Genomic DNA, 19,490 nt, shown 5'->3' on the forward strand with positions numbered 1-19,490 from the left:
CGGGCGGCCGGGGGAGAGGCGCGAGACTGTTGCCCATGAGTGAGCGCGCCCCCCAGTCGAAGACCGTCCTGCTCCGCCGAGGAGAGGTCCACAGCCCCGCCGACCCGTTCGCGACCGCGATGGTCGTCGAGCGCGGCCAGGTCGCCTGGGTCGGCTCCGAGGGCGCCGCCGACGCCTTCGCGGACGGCGTCGACGAGGTGGTCGACCTGGACGGCGCGCTCGTCACCCCGGCGTTCACCGACGCCCATGTGCACACCACCTCCACCGGCCTCGCGCTGACCGGCCTCGACCTTTCCTCCGCCCCCTCCTTGGAGGCCGCCCTCGCCCGCGTACGGGACTTCGCGGCAGCCCGACCGCAGGACAAGGTGCTGCTCGGGCACGGCTGGGACGCCTCCCGCTGGCCCGGCGGCCGTCCCCCGACGCGCGCCGAACTCGACACGGCCACCGGCGGCCGTCCCCTCTACCTGTCCCGCATCGACGTCCACTCGGCGGTCGTCACCACGGCCCTGCTGGACCTCACCCCCGGCCTCGGCGCACCGGACGGCCCGCTCACCGCCGACGCCCACCACGTCGTACGTGCCGCCGCGTTCGCAGCTGTGACGCCCGCGCAGCGCACCGAGGCCCAGCGGGCCGCCCTCGCGCACGCCGCCTCCCTCGGCATCGGCTCCGTCCACGAGTGCGCCGGCCCCGAGATCTCCTCCGAGGACGACTTCACGGACCTGTTGCGGCTCGCCGCCGAGGAGAGCGGCCCGCGGGTCGTGGGCTACTGGGCCGAGCAGGATGTCGACAAGGCACGGCAGCTGGGCGCGCTCGGCGCCGCCGGTGACCTGTTCGTCGACGGGGCCCTCGGCTCGCACACCGCCTGTCTGCACGCCCCGTACACCGACGCCGGACACACCGGCGCCGCCTACCTGGGCGCCGCCGAGGTCGCCGCGCATGTGACGGCCTGCACCGAGGCCGGCCTCCAGGCGGGCTTCCACGCCATCGGAGACGCCGCCGTGACCGCCGTCGTGGACGGCGTGCGGGCCGCCGCGGAGAAGGTCGGCCTCGCCCGGATCCGCGCCGCCCGCCACCGAGTGGAGCACGCCGAGATGCTCACACCCGAGACGATCGCCGCCTTCGCCGAGCTCGGCCTCACCGCCTCCGTCCAGCCCGCCTTCGACGCCCTGTGGGGCGGTGAGGAGGGCATGTACGCCCAGCGCCTCGGCGCTGGGCGGGCCCGCACCCTGAACCCTTTCGCGGCCCTCCTGCGCGCCGGTGTTCCGCTCGCCTTCGGCTCCGACAGCCCGGTCACCCCCCTCGACCCGTGGGGCACGGTCCGCGCCGCCGCCTTCCACCGCACGCCCGAGCACCGCGTCTCCGTACGCGCCGCGTTCACGGCCCACACGCGCGGTGGCTGGCGGGCGGTCGGCCGCGACGACGCGGGCGTCCTGGTCCCGGGCGCCCCCGCCGACTACGCGGTCTGGCGTACGGAGGAACTGGTCGTCCAGGCCCCCGACGACCGGGTCGCCCGCTGGTCCACCGACCCTCGTTCCGGCACCCCCGGACTGCCCGATCTGACCCCCGGCGCAGACCTCCCGGTATGCCTTCGGACGGTGGTGGGCGGCCGGACCGTGTTCGTGCGGCCGAGCGAGTGATCTCCCGGGGTGGCGCGGGGAGGATCACCCGTCCGCCCGTCGTCGCACGACCTGCGTCTGCGCCCCGCTGACCAGGGCATTGGTGAAATACCCGCAGGTCGAACGGCTGTTGACAGCCGACGGCGGAAGGCCGGTAGGTTCGGCGGAGTCCACCACCGGACGCCTCGCCGGGGAATGTCCGCGCACTCGCCGCGGCGCCGCTGGGTCAGGGACGGTGTGCCGCACCGGCGCACCGCCACTGGCAGCCAGGCTCAGCGCCCGCGCCGCAACGTGGGAACGTTCCGGCCGGTCGGGGAGGTGTGACCCGGGTGGGGCCCGGGCGCTCAGTAGACAACGGCATTCGGTCGACCCGCAGCCAGCGGGTCCCGGGCCGGCCCGAAGGGCGCCGGGCCCCCATCCGCAGCAGGCTCGTACGCACGCGTGCGGGGTAGACGTGTACAAACAAGCTCAAAAGCACGTACATACCCGGCTCTCGCCCGTTCGACACCAGGAGTCGGTCGTCCTGTCATGTCGGCGCAGGCGAGGGCCACTATGGTGGTCCCCTGCGTACGGACACGAAGGGGCAGCAGTGAACGACGGCGACGGGACCCTCGCGGCACAGGACCGAGGGAGGCAGTTCGGTCCGCTCGGCACCGCCTTGGTGATCATTCCGACCTACAACGAGGCGGAGAACATCAAGAGCATCGTCGACCGGGTCCGCAAGGCTGTCCCCGAGGCCCACGTCCTCGTGGCCGACGACAACAGCCCCGACGGCACCGGCAAGCTCGCCGACGAACTGGCCGTCGGGGACGACCAGGTGCAGGTGCTGCACCGCAAGGGCAAGGAAGGCCTCGGCGCCGCCTACCTGGCGGGCTTCCGCTGGGGCCTGGAGAACGGCTACGGCGTGCTGATCGAGATGGACGCCGACGGCTCCCACCAGCCCGAGGAACTGCCCCGTCTGCTCACCGCGCTCAAGGGCGCCGACCTGGTCCTGGGCTCCCGCTGGGTGCCGGGCGGCCGGGTGGTGAACTGGCCCAAGTCCCGCGAGGTCATCTCCCGCGGCGGCAGCCTCTACTCCCGCCTCGCCCTCGACCTCCCCCTGCGCGACATCACCGGCGGCTACCGCGCCTTCCGCCGCGAGACCCTGGAGGGCCTCGGGCTCGACGAGGTCGCCTCCCAGGGCTATTGCTTCCAGGTCGACCTCGCCCGCCGCGCGGTCAAGGCCGGCTTCCACGTCGTCGAAGTCCCCATCACCTTCGTCGAGCGCGAGCTCGGTGACTCCAAGATGAGCCGCGACATCCTTGTGGAGGCGCTCTGGCGGGTCACCGCGTGGGGCGTGGGGGAGCGGGTCGGCAAGATCACCGGCCGTTCCGCCGACCAGCCGTCCGCCAAGCCGCTCAGCGCCACCGAGCCCCCCAAGGACGCGGAGCCCCCCAAGGACGAGCCTCCCAAGGGTGCGGAGCCTCACAGGGGCGGCTGAACGCCCTCTTATGCCGCTCTGAGCCGGGTCCGGGCACACTGGGGGCATGACGACTGGCGCTCCGATCCCGACGTACCCCGCTTCCGCATCAGCATCCGCCCCCACCCGGCCCCGCCGCTCCCGTCTGCGGACGTTCCTGCCGCTGGGGCTCGCCGCGTGGCTGGTGCTGGAGATCTGGCTGCTGACCGTGGTCGCGGGCGTGGCCGGCGGATTCACCGTCTTCCTGCTGCTGCTCGCCGGGTTCCTGCTCGGCTCGGTGGTCATCAAGCGCGCGGGCCGGCGAGCCTTCCAGCAACTGAACGAGGCGCTCCAGCGCGGCACGGCCCCCACCCGGGGCGGCGGCAACGGCCTGATGATGCTCGGCGGCCTGCTGCTGATGATCCCGGGCCTGGCCTCCGACGCGCTCGGCCTGCTCCTGCTGCTCCCGCCGGTCCAGAAGGCCGTGGGCGCCTACGCGGAACGCACGGTCGACCGCAAACTCCGCGAGGCGAGCTCGGGCAGCCTGGGCGACGCCTTCCAGCAGGCCCGCATCCACCGCCCGGACGGCAAGGTGGTCCAGGGCGAGGTCATCAGGGACGAGCAGTAACACCACCCGGCCTGTCCGGCGTTCGATGACGAGGCCCGGGGGCCTGCCCCGGGCCGACGGGTCCTGATGGGGAAGCCCCAGGGCCGGTCAGCCGGGACCGGCGGAGCGCACGCAGCACAACGACCGCGGGCGCCGTACGCATATTTCGCGTACGGCGCCCGCGGTCATTGGCGCGCGTTTCTTGCCGGCCTCCCGCTACGCGGACTTGCGGCTGTCCCGGGGATGCACCGCAAGGTTCATCGCCCCGGACCGCAGAACGGCCAGCCTCTCCTCGAGGACCTCTTCCAGTTCCTCGCGGGTCCGCCGCTCCATCAGCATGTCCCAATGCGTACGCGCGGGCTTGGCCTTCTTCTCCTCAGGGCCGTCGCCGTCCACGAGGAGTGCAGGGGCTCCACAGACCTTGCACTCCCACTCCGGCGGAATCTCCGCCTCGACCGAGAAGGGCATCTCAAAGCGGTGCCCCTTCTCGCATGCGTACTCCACGGCCTGGCGCGGGGCCAGGTCGATGCCGCGGTCCGTCTCGTAGCTGGTCACCACGAGGCGCGTGCCGCGAAGAGCTCGCTCACTCATGAATCGTGCCTCCCGGGCTTGTCGCCCACAGGACAGGTGTCGCTGTCGTCGTCATCCGGTCAACGTCCGGTCGGCGGTAAAGATTCCCGTTCCGTGTCCCGTTCCGGGTCGTGCGTCGCCGTCGTAGCCGCAGCCTTGTCAACCAGTGCAGTACCCACCGGCGCCCGGTTTGTCACATCTGAAAGGAGATGTCACCCAGCGTTTCGGTATCTTTGACGCGCAGTAACGGTACGCCTGGCAGGCCAAACGCGTACACTACCGCCCTTTCGCGTTGAGCGCTAAATCTTCTCGGGTACCGGGTTACCCGCGTTGCCGATCGCCTGCCGCACCGGCACCCGCGCGAGCAGGAGAAACCCGATGACGAAGAAGGCCACCAGCGAGACGATCGCGTCCCGGTAACTACCGGTCAGCTGGTAGGTGAAGCCGAACAGCAGTGGCCCCAGCCAACTCATCCCCCGGTCGCTCATCTCGTAAGCGGAGAAGTACTCGGCTTCCTTGCCCGGCGGGACCAGATGGGAGAAGAGGGAGCGGGACAGGGCCTGGCTGCCGCCGAGGACCAGTCCGATGGCGGCCGCCAGCAGGAAGAAACCCATCGGCGCCCCGGCGGGCAGGAAGTACCCCGCGCTCAGGGTGAGCGTCCACGCCACCAGCGAGCCGAGAATCGTCTGCTTCGCGCCGTACGTCCGGGCCAGGCGCCCCATGCCCAGCGCGCCCGCCACGGCCAGCACCTGGACCAGCAGGACGGCGCCGATCAGTGTGGACTGGCTCAGGCCGAGCTCCTCGGAGCCGTAGACCGAGGCCTGGGAGATCACGGTCTGGATGCCGTCGTTGTAGACGAGGTACGCGAGGAGGAAGGCCAGGGTCAGCGGGTGGCGGCGCATGTCACGGACCGTCGCCGCCAGCTGCCGTAGCCCCGGAGCGGTCGCCTCCGGCCGCACGGCGGACGGCCGGTCGCGCAGCCGCAGCAGCGGAACGAGCGTGAAGCCGCCCCACCACAGGCCGGCGGAGGCCAGGCAGATGCGGACGGCCATCGACTCGGAGACGCCGAAGGAGTCGTGCGCGAGGTACAGCACCAGGTTGACGACCAGGACCAGTGAGCCCGCGACGTACCCGAAGGCCCAGCCCCGGGAGGAGACCGCGTCGCGTTCCTCGGGCGGGGCGATCTGTGGGAGGTAGGAGTTGTAGAGCATCATCGCCACGGACTGGGCGGCGTTCGCCACGATCAGCAGCACACCGCCCAGCAGGTAGCGGTCGCCGCCGAGGAAGAACATGCCCGTCGTGGCCGCGGCGCCGACGTAGGCGGCGGCGCCCAGCAGCGGCTTCCTGCGCCCTGAGCGGTCGGCTGCCGCGCCCACCAGGGGCATCACCAGGACGGCCACGATCACCGACAGGGACACCGAGTACGCGAAGAAGGAGCCCGCCCGGACCGGGACGCCCAGAGGATGCACATATCCGCCGGAGTCCGCCGCCTCCTTGGCGACCGACGTCAGGTACGGGCCGAGGAACACGGTGAGCACGCTCGTCGAGTAGACCGAGCACGCCCAGTCGTAGAAGTACCAGCCGCGTTGTTCGCGCCGCCGCTCGGCGGCTTCGTCGAAGGCCGCCGCCCGCACGGTGTCGGTGCCCACCCGAGCCCTCGCTTTCCGCTGCCGCAACCGCGCGCGGGCGGTGGCCCGAGGGGTCAGGCCCAGACGCCCCGGTCCTCCATGACCTTGCGCAACGTGTCGATGTGATCGGTCATGATGCCATCGACTCCCAGGTCCAGGAGCCGGTGCATCCGATCCGCGTCGTTGATGGTCCACACGTGCACCTGCAGCCCGCGCGCGTGGGCGGCACGCACGAAGCGCGGGTCCACGACCTGAATGCCCGACTGGGCCTCGGGCACCTGCGCGGCTATGGCCGAGCGGCGCAGCGCCGCGGGCACGCCCCAGGACCGCAGCCGCAGGTTGAGCACGCCCCGGGTGCCGTACGACGTCGCCAGCCGCGACCCCGCCAGCCGCTGGGCGCGCACCACGCGGGCCTCCGAGAACGAGCCGACGCAGACGCGATCCCATGCGTCGGTGCGTGCGATCAGGTCGAGCAGGGGGTGCAGCGCGGGCTCGTCCTTGAGATCGACGTTCCAGCGCGCCTCGGGGAAGGTCTCCAACAGCTCCTCGAAGAGCGCCACCGGCTCCTTGCCTCCCACGCGCGTGCGGCGTACGTCCGACCACGGGAGGTCGGCGATGCGGCCGGCGCCGTCGGTCACCCGGTCCAGCGTCGCGTCGTGGAAGGCGACGAGTTTGCCGTCCCGGGTGGCGTGCACATCGGTCTCGAGGTAGCGGTAGCCCGTCTCGATCGCGCGCCGGAACTGCGCCACGGTGTTCTCCAGGCCGTCCGCGGCCCCGCCGCGGTGCGCGAACGGAATGGGCCCCGGATGGTCGAGGTAGGGGTGGCGAATGAGCGTGGTCACGGACGCAGTATCGCTCCCCGGGGTGTCCCGGTGGCAACGACCGTGCTGCCGCCGGATGCCGCGGGAACGGCGAAAACCCGCAGGAACAGCTGGGCCAGCGGGCCGATCGACACCGCGTAGAGCAGCGTGCCGACGCCGATGGTGCCGCCGAGGGTGAACCCGGTCACCACGACCGCCGCCTCCACCGCCGTCCGCATCAGCCGGATCGAGCGCCCGGTGCGCCGGTGCAGCCCCGTCATCAGCCCGTCGCGCGGACCGGGGCCGAAGTCGGCGGCGATGTACAGGCCGGTGGCCGCGCCGTTCAGCACGACGCCCGCGACCAGCAGCGGAACGCGCACGGCCAGGGTGTGCGCCTCCGGGACCAGCGCCAGGGTGCCGTCCATCGCGAGGCCCACGACGAAGACGTTGGAGACCGTGCCGAGGCCCGGGCGCTGGCGCAGCGGGATCCACAGCAGCAGCACCCCCGCGCCGACGAAGATCGACACCACGCCGATCGTCAGGCCGGTGAGCTCGGCCAGTCCCTGGTGGAGGACGTTCCAGGGCTCCAGGCCCAGACCCGCCTCCACGAGCAGGGCCGAGCTGGCGCCGTACAGCGCGAGACCGGCGTACAGCTGGACCAGCCGTCGGGTGAGATGTCCCCGGGTCGCCAAGAGGTGCCCCCTGTGGTCGTAGTGGCCTGACCCGTGACACTCTGTGGCTTGGAAGCGAACGCCATCCATGGCCAATTCGGGGAAGGTGGACTGGTAACCATGGCGCAGTGGACCTCGGCGGTGGGGGCCGCACAGCTCGCGCGGCTGCTCAAGTCCCAGCAGGACCGCCCCGCGGGCCCGGGCACGCGCCGCCCGCCCGCCTATCGCGCGCTCGCCGACGGCGTCCGGCTGCTGGTGCTGGAGGGCCGCGTCCCCGTCGCCGCCCGTCTGCCCGCCGAACGCGAGCTGGCCCTCGCCCTCTCTGTGAGCCGTACCACCGTCGCCGCCGCCTACGAGGCGCTGCGCGCGGAGGGGTTCCTGGAGTCCCGGCGCGGGGCGGGCAGCTGGACGGCCGTCCCGGCGGGCAAGCCGGTCCCGGCGCGCGGCCTGGAGCCCCTGCCGCCCGAGACCCTCGGTTCCATGATCGATCTGGGCTGTGCGGCTTTGCCCGCGCCCGAGCCCTGGCTCACCCGCGCCGTGCAGGGCGCGCTGGAGGAGCTGCCGCCGTACGCCCACACGCACGGCGACTATCCGGCGGGCCTGCCCGCGCTGCGCGCGATGATCGCCGAGCGGTACACCGCGCGCGGGATACCGACGATGCCCGAGCAGATCATGGTCACCACCGGGGCGATGGGGGCCATCGACGCCATCTGCCATCTGTTCGGCGGGCGCGGCGAGCGCATCGCCGTCGAGTCGCCCTCCTACGCCAACATCCTTCAGCTGATGCGGGAGGCGGGCGCGCGGCTGGTGCCCGTCGCGATGGCGGAGGGGCTCGCCGGTTGGGACATGGACCGCTGGCGCCAGGTCCTGCGCGACGCCGCGCCGCGCATCGCGTACGTCGTCGCCGACTTCCACAACCCGACCGGCGCGCTCGCCGACGAGGACCAGCGGCGCCGGCTCGTGGAGGCGGCCCGCTCCGCCGGGACCGTCCTGGTCGCGGACGAGACGATGAGCGAACTGTGGCTCGACGACGATGTCGAGATGCCGCGGCCCGTGTGCGGCTTCGACCCCGCCGGGTCGACGGTGATCACGGTCGGGTCGGCGAGCAAGGCCTTCTGGGCCGGGATGCGCATCGGCTGGGTGCGCGCGGCTCCGGACGTCATCCGCAGCCTGGTCGCGGCGCGCGCCTACGCCGACCTGGGCACCCCCGTGCTGGAGCAGCTGGCCGTGAACTGGCTGTTCAGCACCGGCGGCTGGGCGCAGGCCGTCGAGCTGCGCCGCGCCCAGGCCCGGGTGAACCGGGACGACCTGGTCGCGGCGGTGCGGCGGGAACTGCCGGAGTGGGAGTTCGCCGTGCCCAAGGGCGGGCTGACGCTCTGGGTGCGGGCGGGAGGGCTCTCCGGGTCGCGGCTCGCCGAGGCGGGGGAGCGGGTGGGCCTGCGAGTGCCGTCCGGGCCCCGGTTCGGGGTCGACGGCGCCTTCGAGGGGTACGTGCGGCTGCCGTTCACGGTGGGCGGCGCGGTCGCGGAGGAGGCCGCCACACGGCTGGCCGCCGCCGCACGCATCGTCGAGAGCGGCGGCACAGCGGGCGGAGAGGGACCGCGCACGTTTGTCGCGTAGCGGGTGGGTGGAGCGCCACGGGGTGGTGGCCTGCTTTGGCGTCGCGTCCGTGGTGGTGGCTTCGGCGGTGATGGCTTCCGTCGGCGGCGGAAGCACGGGTGGTTTTTGCGTGCGGTGGTGACGAGCGAGGCGCGGCGGGCGGTGAGGGGCCGTGCACGTTCGTCGTGCAGTCGGTGGGCGAGGATGCCGGGGCGGGCGCCTGCTTTCGGCCTGTCGTCCGCGGTGGCGGGTTCGGCGGTGATGGCGTCCGGCGGCGGTGGTCGTGTCGCGGGTGGGCCGGGTGTCGGGGTGCCTGCCTTCCGGGTCCGCTCCGCGACGGTGGCTTGTGCGAGCGAGGCCTTCGTCGGTGGCGGCCGCGCGGTCGGCGGTCGCCCGCGTTCGGGGGTGGAGCGGGCGGGCGGTTCTGTTCGTGAGGCGGGCGGGTGTGTTGCCCGCCCGCGTGGGCGCCCGTTGTGCCCTATTCCGCGGCCACGGCCTCGACCGGTACCGGCGGCGACTTTGTGTCGGCCGGTGTGGACCGCGGCGGCAGCAGATCCAGCACCGCCCCGCGATGGGCGTCGCTCGTCGCGTCGTCGTACGGATCCGGAGTCGCCGGCACCTGCAGCCGGTGCACCGGACCCGACCCCAGCCGGGCGTAGCCGCGCCCCGGCGGGACCTGGTCGACGGGCGTGGTGTGCGGAGGTGCCCCGAGCACCGTCTCCAGCTGCCCCCTCGACGCCGGCCCCAGCACGACACGCGCGCGCGTGTGCTGCCGTACGGCGTCGCTCAGGGAGTCCAGGGCGTCGAACTGTTCGGCCACCACCACCGTGACGGCGGCCGCGCGGCCGTGCCGGAGGGGGACCTGAAGGAGGGACTGCGGGTCCTTGCGGCCGTCCGCCTCGGCGAGGTGGGTGAAGGCGGTGGGGCGGTCCAGCACGATCCACAGGGGCCGCTTGGTGTCGTCCGGTGGCGCGTGACCCGACTGCCGGGCGTGGTTGGCGGCGATGAGCCGGCGCTCGGTCTCGCCGGCGGCCCACTCCAGGGCGGCCAGCGCTCCGGTCAGTCCGACCTCGATGCCCAGGACGCCGTCGCGGCCGGTCAGGCAGGCGTACTCGCCGGTGCCGCCGCCCTCGACGATCAGGACGTCGCCGTACTGCAGGGCCTGCAGGGTGAGGGAGCGCAGGAGGGTCGACGTGCCGCTGCCGGGATGGCCGACCGCCAGCAGGTGCGGCTCGGTGGAGCGGAGGCCGGTGCGCCAGACGACCGGCGGGACGTCGCGCCGATCCTCCCCGAAGGCGAGAGGCAGCGTGCGCTGGACCCGGGAGGGGTCGGTGAAGCCCAGGACCGTCTCGCCGGGGGCGGTGACGAAGCGCTGGGCGGAGATGTCGGTGGGGAGGGGGGCGAGGACGCTGACCGTGAGTTCGTTGCCCTCCTCGTCCCAGACGAAGAGGTACTCGCGGCCGCGGCCGGACTTCGCGGCGAGGAGCTGCTCGATCCGCGCGCGGGAGGCGGCCTCACCGTCGGGGAAGTACGCCGGGTAGCGGATCACGAGGTGGGTGACGCGGTCCTCGTCGTCGAACTCCTGGGTGGGGAAGACCTTCTCCCAGTCGCCGCCGTGGGCGTACAGAGGAGAAGGGTCTTCGGCCGCCGAGAAGTACGGGACCAGGGCCTCGTACAGCACCTGGAGTCGCTGGATCTGCGATTCGTCAGGGCCATCGGGAGCCGGTGGGGTGCGGTCCCTGCCCTGCCAGGCCGCTGCCGCCATCAGGGTGATGACGGCGAGCAGCGGGCCGTACGGCACGAGCGTCACGATCAGGATCGCCGAGGCCGCCAGGAACAGCAGCGGCCCGCGCTTGTCCTTGGGGGTCTCGGCCCACCTGCGCCGTCCGGCCGAGGCCAGCCGGCGCAGTCCGCGGGTGATCGTGATCAGCGGATGGAGGACATCGGAGGCGCCGTCCGCCGCCGTCCGGGCCAGCTCCCGGCTCCGGGCGATCTGCGCGCTGCCTGTGCTCAGGATGCGGGGGAGGGGGCGCCGGGCCACTGCTGTCTCCTGTAGGTGCGTGACGGAGGGGGGAACGTGCGGCGTCAGAACTTGATGCCGCCGAGGAGGCCGGCCAGGCTCTCGCCGCCGGCCTTGATGCTCGGGGCGATGGCCGTACTGGCCATGTAGAACCCGAACAGGGCCGAGACGCAGGCGTGCGACGCCTTGAGCCCGTCCTTGCGGAAGAAGAGGACGACGATGATGCCGAACAGGACCACGCCTGACATGGACAGGATCATTTGGTTCTCCTGGTTCGCGGGGACAGTCACCATGAGTACTTCCAGGCTCACAGGATGTATCCATACGATAAAAGGTGCAACTGGGTGAAATTCGACTGATTTGCCCCAAGTGGCGGTAGGTCTGCTGGGCCGCCTGAGCAGGGGAATTGCGTCGAACGGGGCTGCCCGTGATCTTTGCCGCTGACGGGACCGGCCATGTGTCCGACGAGCCAGTACGCTGGCGATTCACCTGAACGGTTGTAGCGAGAGGCGGTCCGGCCGATGATTGAAGCCCCCGACCCCGAGGTCGTGGAGCTGGCGACCAAGATCTTCGATCTGGCCCGCCAGGGGCAGACCGAGGAGCTCGTGGCGTACGTCGACGCGGGCGTCCCGGCCAACCTCACCAACGACCGCGGCGACTCGCTCATGATGCTCGCCGCGTACCACGGCCACGCCGACGCGGTCCGGGCCCTGCTGGCCCGCGGCGCCGAGGCCGACCGGATCAACGACCGGGGTCAGACCCCGCTCGCCGGGGCCGTTTTCAAGGGCGAGACGGACGTCATCGGGGCCCTGCTGGAGGCCGGCGCCGACCCCTCCCAGGGCACGCCCTCGGCCGTCGACACGGCCCGCATGTTCGGCAAGACCGACCTGCTGGAGCTGTTCGGCGCACACTGAGGCCGACCCTCCTGAGCAGGTCAACAGAAGTTCCTGACCAGGTAAATCAACGACCACGGGGGAGGCGGTACAAGGCCGCCGGAAATTTCGGTCGCGGCAGGTAGAACAGCCGGGTCATCATGACGTCGTGATTCACGGACGCGATGGCTGGGCAGGTGTTGCCGCACCGCGCGGGCCGTGATGCGGTCCGCATGGGCCACCGACGAGAGGCAGAGGAAAATGGTCTACAGCAAGCAGGAAACGGCGGGCGCCCCGACGTGTTGTCACGCGGCCAGGTAGTGCACGTCCCCGGTTGCGTCGACGCTTGATGTGAGGCTGTTTCCCATGTTCGATCCGGTCATAGCGCCCAGCGGTACGCTGCTCGGCCTGCTCCAGAGGGGCCGCGGCGACGGCACGCTGCACGCGCTCACCGCCCCGCGGGCCGAGGCCCTCGCGGCGCTGAACCACTGTGTGCTGCGGGACCCCCGCCACGACTGGCAGGTGGAGAACCGCTCCCTCTACTACGCCCGACTCTTCCTCGACCTCAATGGCGAGCTGGACGAGATCGAGGCCCACCTCTTCGACGTCGAGGACGTCTTCGACACCGAGGAGTCACGCACGGGCCTGGCCCTGGCCGTCCTCGGCCACCTCGCCTCCTACGGTCGGCGGGACGCCCTCGCCCTGCTGCGCAGATACGCCGCCACGGGCGCCAACTGGGCCTGGGCGCTGGACGAGCTAGCCCTGCGGGACGACGACGCCGGACTGCGGGCCCTCGCCGCACCCGTGCTCGCGCGGTTCGCCACCGACGCCGAGGGCGAGGCCGAACTGGCCGCCGCGGTACGGGACGCCTTCGAGCCACGGCCCTGGCGGCTGTGGGCCGAGGATCCCCGCGACCACATCTCCACGCGCGTGCGTGCCGCTCATGAGGCCGGCTGTTTCGACCGCTGGCAACGGCAGATGAGCCCCGGTGGACCCCGCCCCGGCTGGAGTGTGGAGGCCGTGTTCGAGTGGGCCCAACAAGGCGTCGAACGCGGCGCCGCCCTCCATGTCCCCGCCGCCCGCTGCCTCTCCGCCGTGGCCGGGCCCGAGGACCGCCCCGAGATCGTGCAGGCGGCCAAGGACGGCACCGAGGGAGCCCGGTGCACCGCCCTGCGCTACCTCGCCGACTGCAACGATCCCGACGCCCCCGTGCTGATCGAACAGGCCGTCGCCACCGGCTCGACGGCCGTCGTGGAGGCCGCCGTCGACGCCTTCGAACGTATGCGCAGCGTCGCCGCGGTCGACCGGGCCCGCGGCTGGGTCCACCGGCCCGACGCCCTGGGCGCCGCCGCCGGCCGCATGCTCGCCTGCCGGGGCGGCACCCAGGACAGCGACCTGGTCCTCGGCGCCCTGCGCGAGGCCGTACGCGGCGAGGGCTGCGACGCGCCGAGCCTGTGGACCCTCGTCGACGGCGCCGGACGGCTCGGCATCGTCTGCGCGGCACCGGTTTTGCGCCATATCTATCGCGAGACGGCCTCCTCCCATCTGCGGGGTCGCTGCGCCCGCGCACTCGCCGCCACCGACCCCTCCTACGCCGCCGGCTTCGCCGTCGAGTGCCTGTGGGACTGCGAGGAGGGCACCCGCGAGATCGCCGCCCGGCACGCCGAGACCGGTGACGCCCGGGTCGTGGAACGCCTGCGCCGGCTCGCCGCCGACCCGGCCGAGGAGGCGGAGGTGCAGACGGCCGTACGGAGCCGGATCGGCCCCGACGCCGCCTCCGCCATGTGAACCCCGGGGAACAGGCCGCCGCCGGAGGGGAGCCTGGCGGCGGCCGGCCCGAGGGGTGAACACCCGATGGCCAGTGGGGCGTACGGGCATGGACGCCGTCCGACCTGCGCGCTGCGCACCCGGTGAGCGCCGACGGCGCAGCGCAACGCTCATGGGACGTTAGTGTTTCGGAAAGATCCACTTTGACGCGGCCACGTCCAGGGCGGCGACAACACGGGTATGCGTGTCGTCATCGTGACCGAATCCTTTCCCCCCGACGTGAACGGCGTGGCCCATTGCGCCTTCCAGACCGCCCGACACCTCGTCGATCGCGGTCACGCCCCCGTCGTCGTCGCCCCGGCCACCGCCGCCGGGATCGGGCCGGACGCCGAAGCGCCCTGCCCCGTCGTCCGAGTCCCCTCCCTTCCGCTCCCCGGCTACCCCCAGGTCCGCGTCGCCCTCCCCAGCCGACGCGTCGCCGCCGCCATCGCCGAACACCGTGCCGACATGGTCCACCTGGCCAGCCCCTTCATCCTCGGCGTGCGCGGCATGGCCGCCGCCGCCCGGCTCGGCATCCCCGCCGTCGCCGTCTACCAGACCGACCTGGGCGGCTACGCCCGCACCTACATGGGCGCAGGCGAGGCCGCGGCCTGGCGCCGGATACGGTCCGTCCACGCCGCCGCCGACCTCACCCTCGCCCCCTCCAGCGCGGCCCTGCACGACCTGGACACGCACGGCGTGCCCCGGGTGAAGCTGTGGCCGCGCGGCGTGGACACCGTGCGGTTCCGCCCCGACCACCGCGACGAGGCACTGCGCCGCGCCCTCGCCCCGAACGGCGAGCTGATCGTCGGCTACGTCGGACGGCTTGCCGCCGAGAAGCAGGTCGAGCTCCTGGCCGGCGCCTGCGGGCTGCCCGGCGTCCGCGTCGTCGTGGTGGGCGACGGGCCGAGCCGGCCCGGCCTGGAGGAGGCCCTGCCGGGCGCGGTCTTCCTGGGCAAGCGCACCGGCGACGAACTCGCCCGCATCTTCGCCTCACTGGACGTCTTCGTGCACACGGGCCCCTTCGAGACGTTCTGCCAGACCGTCCAGGAGGCCATGGCCAGCGGTGTCCCGGTGATCGCGCCCGCCGCGGGCGGCCCCCTGGACCTGGTCGCCCACGGGCGCACCGGCCTGCTCGTCCCGCCGCGCGACGCGGGGGCGGTGCGGGAGGCGGTGGCCTCGCTGGCCGCCGACCCCGCACAACGGTTCGCCTACGGCGCCGCCGGCCGGGCCATGGTCGAGGGGCGCACCTGGGCCGCCGTCGGTGACCGGCTCATCGGCCACTACCAGGACGTGCTCGCCGCACGCCGACTGGTGGTGGCGGCATGAGCCCCGAGGTGAACGGCCTGGGCCGCGCCGCCGGCACCTGCTCCGGGCCGCTGCGGATCGTGCGCCTCGCCAACTTCGTGGCTCCCGCCTCGGGAGGGCTGCGCACGGCCCTGCGCGAGCTCGGCAAGGGCTACCGCGCGGCCGGCCACGAGCCGGTCCTCATCGTGCCCGGCGAGCGGGTGAGCGACCAAGAGACCGAGCAGGGCAGGGTGATCACCCTGCCCGGGCCACTGCTGCCCGGCACCGGCGGCTACCGCGTCCTCACCGACAAACGGCGGGTCGCCCGCCTGCTGGAGGACCTCGTCCCCGACCGCCTGGAGGTCTCCGACCGCACGACGCTGCGCTGGACCGGCAAGTGGGCGCGCCGGGCCCGGGTACCCGCCGTGATGGTCTCCCACGAGACCGCGGACGGCGTCCTGCGCACCTGGGGCGTGCCCGAGGCGGTGGCCGGACGCGTCGCCGACGCCCTCAATCTCCGTACGGCGCACACGTACGCGCGCGTGGTGTGCACCACCGAGTTCGCCGAGCGCGAGTTCGTACGGATCGGGGCGCGGAACGTGGTCCGGGCGCCGTTGGGCGTCGACCTCGTCGAACGGCACCCCGCCCTGCGGGACGCCGGACTGCGGGCCGTCCACGCGCGCGCGGACGAGACCCTGCTGGTGATGTGCACCCGCCTCTCCGTGGAGAAGCGGCCCGGTACCGCGCTGGACGCCCTGGAGGCGTTGCTGCGGCGCGGTGTGCGGGCGGTGCTGGTCGTCGCGGGAGACGGACCGCTGCGGCCGCGGCTGGAGCAGCGGGCCCGGGAGGGCGGGCTGCCCGTGACCTTCCTGGGGCACGTCTCCGACCGCGGTGCCCTGGGCGCGCTACAGGCCTCCGCCGACGTGTGCCTGGCACCGGGGCCCGCGGAGACGTTCGGGCTCGCCGCCCTGGAGGCGATGGCGTGCGGGACGCCCGTCGTCGCGAGCGCCTCCTCGGCGCTCCCCGAGGTGATCGGGGCCGCCGGGGCCACCGCGGCCGACCGCGGGGAGGCCTTCGCGGAGGCCGTGGAGCACCTGCTCGAGCGCCCGCCGGCGGCCCGCAGGGAGGCGGCACGCGCGCGTGCGGAGTGCTTCGGCTGGGGGACGGCGGTCGAGGCGTTTCTCGCCGCGCACGACGCGACGCCGCCCGCCCGGAGCGACGTCTACGACCCGGCTGCGCCTGCTCCGGCGACGGCACCGGCACCGGGTCCTGCTCCGGCGACGGCACCGCCCGCCGCACCTGTCCGTCCGTTCGTGCCCGGAGGCCTCGGATGAGACGCGTGCGTTTCGTCGCCCTCGGAGACTCGCTCACCGAGGGCGTCGGGGACCCCGTGGGCGACGGGTGGCGCGGCTGGGCCGCGCTGCTCGCCGACGGGCTCGCCGGTGAGGCCGAAGGGGTCGAGAGGGCGGTCGAGGGGGCTGAGGGGCCTGCGGCAGGCGTGGAGTTCACCAACCTCGCGGTCAGCGGGGCGCAGACACGGGACGTGCTGGAACGGCAGCTCCCGGCCGGGCTGGAGCTGCGGCCCGACCTGGTCTCCGTCGTCGTCGGCGTCAACGACACCCTGCGCTGCACCTTCGACATCCATGCCGTGGCCGCCCGGCTCGACACGGTCTACGGTGCGTTCGCCGAGCAGGGCGCCGTCCTGCTCACCGCGTGCCTGCCCGATCCGGGCGCAACCCTCGGGCTGCCCGGCGCCCTCGCCCGGCCGCTGGCCCGCAGACAGCGCGCCGTCAACACCGTCGTCCACGCCCTCTCCGAGCGTTACGGCGCCGTCCACCTGCACGCCTCGGAGGGCGCCTGGCTCACCGACCGGGCGATGTGGAGCGCGGACCGGCTCCACCCCGGCGAACGGGGGCACCGGCAACTGGCCGTGCGCTTCCACGCGGTGCTGGCGGAGGCGGGCCTCGCGAGCGGGCCCGCGCCCTCGCCCGAGCCCGAGTTCCCGGCGCCCACGACGTCGGCGAGCCTGTGGTGGCTGGCGACCGCGGGCACCGGCTGGGTGGCCCGGCGGTGCACCGACCTGCTTCCGCAACTGCTCACCCTGGCGGCCGACGAGATGCGTCACCGCGTGCGGGGCACCAGCGCCCGGCTCGACCTGCGGGCCTCCGCGGCCGTGTCCGCCGCGCTCGCCGCCCTGTCGGTGGCGGAACGGCAGCCGGACGCCGCCTGAGGTGCCCGGGGCGTCACCGTCGGCGTACCGTCACCGTCGCCGTACGGCCACGAAGCGGACCGGTGTTCCCGGTGGCGCCTGGGCGGCCGCCGGGAGGTCGGTCGCGCGGACCACCCCGATCACCGGGTAGCCCCCGGTGGTCGGGTGGTCGGCCAGGAAGACCACCGGCCGGCCCGCGGGCGGCACCTGTACGGCGCCCAGGACCATGCCCTCGCTCGCGAGTTCCCCGCTCAGTGCTCGCTCCAGCGCGGGCCCCTCGGTGCGCAGCCCGATGCGGTTGCTCGCCGAGGACACGCGGAACGTCCGCGAGGTGAAGGCCCGGACCGCGTCGGCGGTGAACCAGTCGTCCCGTGGGCCGAGCGTCACCCGCAGAACGAGCTCGGCCGGGGGAGCCGGCTGCGGGGCGACGTCCACGCGCGTGTGCGGGGCGAGGTCCTGCCCCAGGGGCAGGACCGTGCCGTCCGTGAGCGGGTCGGGGCCCAGGCCCGAGAGCAGGTCCGTGGAGCGGCTGCCGAGGACCGGCTCGACGGCGATGCCGCCGGCCACGGCCACATAGCCGCGTACACCGGACAGGGCCTGTCCGACGTCCAGCACCGCACCGGCGGGTACGCGTACGGCCGCGCCCCAGGCGACCGGCCGGCCGTCCACCCTGACCCGGCACGGCGCACCCCCGACCGCCACGGCCACGTCGCAACGCGGCCTGAGGGCACAGCCGTTGAGCGTGGTCTCCAGGACGGCCGCGTCGGGCGCGTTGCCCACCAGCCGGTTGACGAGGGCCGCCGCGGGCGGGTCCAGCGCCCCGGAACGGGGGACGCCCAGATGCGCGTGTCCGGGACGGCCCCGGTCCTGCACGGTGGTGAGCGCCCCGGCGCGGACGACGCACAGTGCGCGGTCGCTCATACCGCTCCCACCGGCCGCGCCTGCTCCGCCTGATCCGCCTGATCCGACGGGACGAAGCGCACGCGCGTACCCGGCGCGAGCATGGCGGCCGGTACGCGCGCGTGATCCCACAACACGGCCTCCGTGGTGCCGATCAGCTGCCAGCCGCCCGGCGACGAGCGCGGGTACACGCCCGTGTACGGCCCCGCCAGCGCCACCGATCCCGCCGGGACGGCCGTGCGCGGAGTGGCCCGGCGTGGGACGTCGTAGCGCGCGGGCAGGCCGGTGAGATAGCCGAAGCCGGGCGCGAACCCGCAGAAGGCGACCCGGAACTCGGCGGCCGCGTGGATGCGGGCCACCTCCCGCTCCGAGACACCCCAGTGAGCGGCGACCTCGGCCAGGTCCGGGCCGTCGTAACGCGTCGGGATCTCCACGACGTCCTGCTCCCGTGGCGGCGCGGGCGGTACGTCGGCGGCGGCCAGCTCGGCCGCCAGCCGGCCGGGGTCGGTCAGGCCGTCCAGGAGGACGGTGCGGGCGGCCGGGACGATCTCACGGGCACCGATCAGGCCCGCCGCACGACGGCGCAGCAGCTCCGCGTGCAGGGCCTCTGCCTGGGCATCCGAGGCCACCTCGACCAGGAGGGCGTCATCGCCGACGGACAGGACGCGCAGACTCATGCGAAGGCCTCCACCCGCACGCCCGACTTCTCCAGCCGGCGCCGGATTCGGCGGGCCAGCTCCACCGCCCCGGGCGTGTCGCCGTGCAGGCACAGGGAACGCGCGCGTACCTCGATGGAGGACCCCGCGTGGGAGGTGACCCGGCCGAGGCGGGCGAGGCTCACCGACCGTTCCACGACGGCGTCCGGGTCGCAGACCACGGCCCCGGCCTGCCCTCGCGGCACGAGTGTGCCCGCCTCGGTGTACGCGCGGTCCGCGAAGGCCTCCGGGACGGTCGGCAGCCCCGCCTTGCGGGCCAGTTCCAGCAGACGCGAGCCGGGCAGGCCGAGCACGGGCAGCGCGGCGTCGGCGAGGAGCACCCCGTCGACCACCGCGCCGGCCTGTTCCTCGTCGTGCACGACCCGGTTGTAGAGGGCGCCGTGCGGCTTCACGTACGCCACGCGCGCGCCCGCCGCCCGGGCGAACACCTCCAGGGCGCCGATCTGGTACGCCACCTCGGCGGCCAGTTCGGCGCTCGGCACATCCATGGCGCGACGCCCGAATCCGGCCAGGTCCCGGTAGGAGACCTGTGCGCCGATCCTCACGCCCCGCTCGGCCGCCAGCTGGCACACCCGCCGCATGGTGGCCGCGTCCCCGGCGTGGAAGCCACAAGCCACGTTCGCGCTGCTGACGACGGACAGCAACTGCTCGTCGTCGGTCAGCTGCCAGCGGCCGAAGCCCTCGCCGAGGTCGGCGTTCAGATCGATCGCGGTCGTCGCGGTCGTCGCGGTCATGGCTTTCCGTGTCTCCT

Annotated in this window: 18 protein-coding genes; 9 read left to right on the plus strand and 9 right to left on the minus strand. The window is 73.6% G+C overall.

The annotated features are described in order from the left end of the window. Positions 1-35: 35 nt before the first annotated feature. The 3 genes from ACIBTS_RS36180 to fxsA all read left to right on the plus strand — a co-directional run bounded on the left by ACIBTS_RS36180 (position 36) and on the right by fxsA (position 3,682). Positions 36-1,637, plus strand: a complete 1,602-nt coding sequence (locus ACIBTS_RS36180; protein WP_399324928.1) for an amidohydrolase — start codon at positions 36-38, stop codon at positions 1,635-1,637. 568 nt (positions 1,638-2,205) lie between these two features. Next, positions 2,206-3,096, plus strand: a complete 891-nt coding sequence (locus ACIBTS_RS36185; RefSeq protein ID WP_399324929.1) for a polyprenol monophosphomannose synthase — start codon at positions 2,206-2,208, stop codon at positions 3,094-3,096. 46 nt (positions 3,097-3,142) lie between these two features. Beyond that, a complete protein-coding gene (gene fxsA / locus ACIBTS_RS36190; protein WP_399324930.1) occupies positions 3,143-3,682 on the plus strand; it encodes an FxsA family membrane protein in 540 nt (179 codons plus the stop codon). A 195-nt stretch (positions 3,683-3,877) separates the two neighbouring features. Here fxsA and ACIBTS_RS36195 read toward each other — a convergent pair whose 3' ends face one another. From ACIBTS_RS36195 to ACIBTS_RS36210, 4 genes are all read right to left on the minus strand, one after another. Beyond that, positions 3,878-4,252 (minus strand): RNA polymerase-binding protein RbpA, encoded by a 375-nt coding sequence (locus ACIBTS_RS36195; RefSeq protein WP_020128921.1) that lies wholly within the window; start codon positions 4,250-4,252, stop codon positions 3,878-3,880. Between the two features lie 278 nt (positions 4,253-4,530). Beyond that, positions 4,531-5,880 carry an MFS transporter gene (locus ACIBTS_RS36200; protein ID WP_319676277.1) on the minus strand — a complete coding sequence of 450 codons (1,350 nt, stop codon included), beginning with the start codon at positions 5,878-5,880 and terminating at the stop codon, positions 4,531-4,533. 53 nt (positions 5,881-5,933) lie between these two features. Further along, the gene (locus ACIBTS_RS36205) at positions 5,934-6,701 is read right to left on the minus strand and encodes a glycerophosphodiester phosphodiesterase (protein WP_399324931.1); all 768 of its coding nucleotides are present in this window, start codon (positions 6,699-6,701) and stop codon (positions 5,934-5,936) included. After that, positions 6,698-7,351 carry a YitT family protein gene (locus ACIBTS_RS36210; RefSeq protein WP_399324932.1) on the minus strand — a complete coding sequence of 218 codons (654 nt, stop codon included), beginning with the start codon at positions 7,349-7,351 and terminating at the stop codon, positions 6,698-6,700. The genes ACIBTS_RS36205 and ACIBTS_RS36210 overlap by 4 nt, the downstream gene beginning before the upstream one ends. A 99-nt stretch (positions 7,352-7,450) precedes the next feature. Between ACIBTS_RS36210 and ACIBTS_RS36215 the strand changes: the two genes are divergently transcribed. Then, positions 7,451-8,950, plus strand: coding sequence for a PLP-dependent aminotransferase family protein (locus ACIBTS_RS36215; RefSeq protein ID WP_399324933.1), 1,500 nt, complete (start codon positions 7,451-7,453; stop codon positions 8,948-8,950). A 457-nt stretch (positions 8,951-9,407) separates the two neighbouring features. Here the strand turns inward: ACIBTS_RS36215 and ACIBTS_RS36220 are convergent, their stop codons facing one another. Together ACIBTS_RS36220 and ACIBTS_RS36225 are read right to left on the minus strand one after the other, a co-directional pair. Continuing rightward, positions 9,408-10,970: a hypothetical protein gene (locus ACIBTS_RS36220; RefSeq protein WP_399324934.1), complete on the minus strand. Its 1,563-nt coding sequence runs from the start codon at positions 10,968-10,970 to the stop codon at positions 9,408-9,410. Positions 10,971-11,014: 44 nt separating this feature from the next. After that, positions 11,015-11,209: a hypothetical protein gene (locus ACIBTS_RS36225; RefSeq protein WP_319334652.1), complete on the minus strand. Its 195-nt coding sequence runs from the start codon at positions 11,207-11,209 to the stop codon at positions 11,015-11,017. 261 nt (positions 11,210-11,470) lie between these two features. Between ACIBTS_RS36225 and ACIBTS_RS36230 the strand changes: the two genes are divergently transcribed. The 5 genes from ACIBTS_RS36230 to ACIBTS_RS36250 all read left to right on the plus strand — a co-directional run bounded on the left by ACIBTS_RS36230 (position 11,471) and on the right by ACIBTS_RS36250 (position 17,144). Beyond that, positions 11,471-11,863: an ankyrin repeat domain-containing protein gene (locus ACIBTS_RS36230; protein WP_399324935.1), complete on the plus strand. Its 393-nt coding sequence runs from the start codon at positions 11,471-11,473 to the stop codon at positions 11,861-11,863. A gap of 324 nt (positions 11,864-12,187) precedes the next feature. Beyond that, on the plus strand, positions 12,188-13,609 hold the full coding sequence (locus tag ACIBTS_RS36235; protein WP_399324936.1) for a HEAT repeat domain-containing protein: 1,422 nt from the start codon (positions 12,188-12,190) through the stop codon (positions 13,607-13,609). Positions 13,610-13,828: 219 nt separating this feature from the next. Further along, entirely contained in the window at positions 13,829-14,956 is a 1,128-nt protein-coding gene (locus tag ACIBTS_RS36240) for a glycosyltransferase family 4 protein (protein ID WP_399324937.1), read from the plus strand. Then, positions 14,953-16,248 (plus strand): glycosyltransferase, encoded by a 1,296-nt coding sequence (locus ACIBTS_RS36245; protein ID WP_399324938.1) that lies wholly within the window; start codon positions 14,953-14,955, stop codon positions 16,246-16,248. The genes ACIBTS_RS36240 and ACIBTS_RS36245 overlap by 4 nt, the downstream gene beginning before the upstream one ends. After that, the gene (locus tag ACIBTS_RS36250; protein WP_399324940.1) at positions 16,245-17,144 is read left to right on the plus strand and encodes an SGNH/GDSL hydrolase family protein; all 900 of its coding nucleotides are present in this window, start codon (positions 16,245-16,247) and stop codon (positions 17,142-17,144) included. Before ACIBTS_RS36245 ends, ACIBTS_RS36250 begins: the two co-directional genes overlap by 4 nt. A 30-nt stretch (positions 17,145-17,174) precedes the next feature. On the opposite strand, the gene ACIBTS_RS36255 is transcribed toward ACIBTS_RS36250, so the two are convergent. Genes ACIBTS_RS36255 through ACIBTS_RS36265 form a run of 3 tightly spaced genes read right to left on the minus strand, consistent with a single transcriptional unit; the run spans position 17,175 to position 19,473 of the window. Further along, positions 17,175-18,044 (minus strand): biotin-dependent carboxyltransferase family protein, encoded by an 870-nt coding sequence (locus ACIBTS_RS36255; protein ID WP_399324941.1) that lies wholly within the window; start codon positions 18,042-18,044, stop codon positions 17,175-17,177. After that, the gene (locus tag ACIBTS_RS36260) at positions 18,041-18,694 is read right to left on the minus strand and encodes an allophanate hydrolase subunit 1 (RefSeq protein WP_399324961.1); all 654 of its coding nucleotides are present in this window, start codon (positions 18,692-18,694) and stop codon (positions 18,041-18,043) included. Before ACIBTS_RS36260 ends, ACIBTS_RS36255 begins: the two co-directional genes overlap by 4 nt. Positions 18,695-18,696: 2 nt before the next feature. Further along, entirely contained in the window at positions 18,697-19,473 is a 777-nt protein-coding gene (locus ACIBTS_RS36265) for a LamB/YcsF family protein (RefSeq protein ID WP_399324942.1), read from the minus strand. Positions 19,474-19,490 lie beyond the last annotated feature (17 nt).

This window comes from Streptomyces sp. NPDC050121 (assembly GCF_044460385.1).
GTDB classification, from domain to species: domain Bacteria; phylum Actinomycetota; class Actinomycetes; order Streptomycetales; family Streptomycetaceae; genus Streptomyces; species Streptomyces soliscabiei.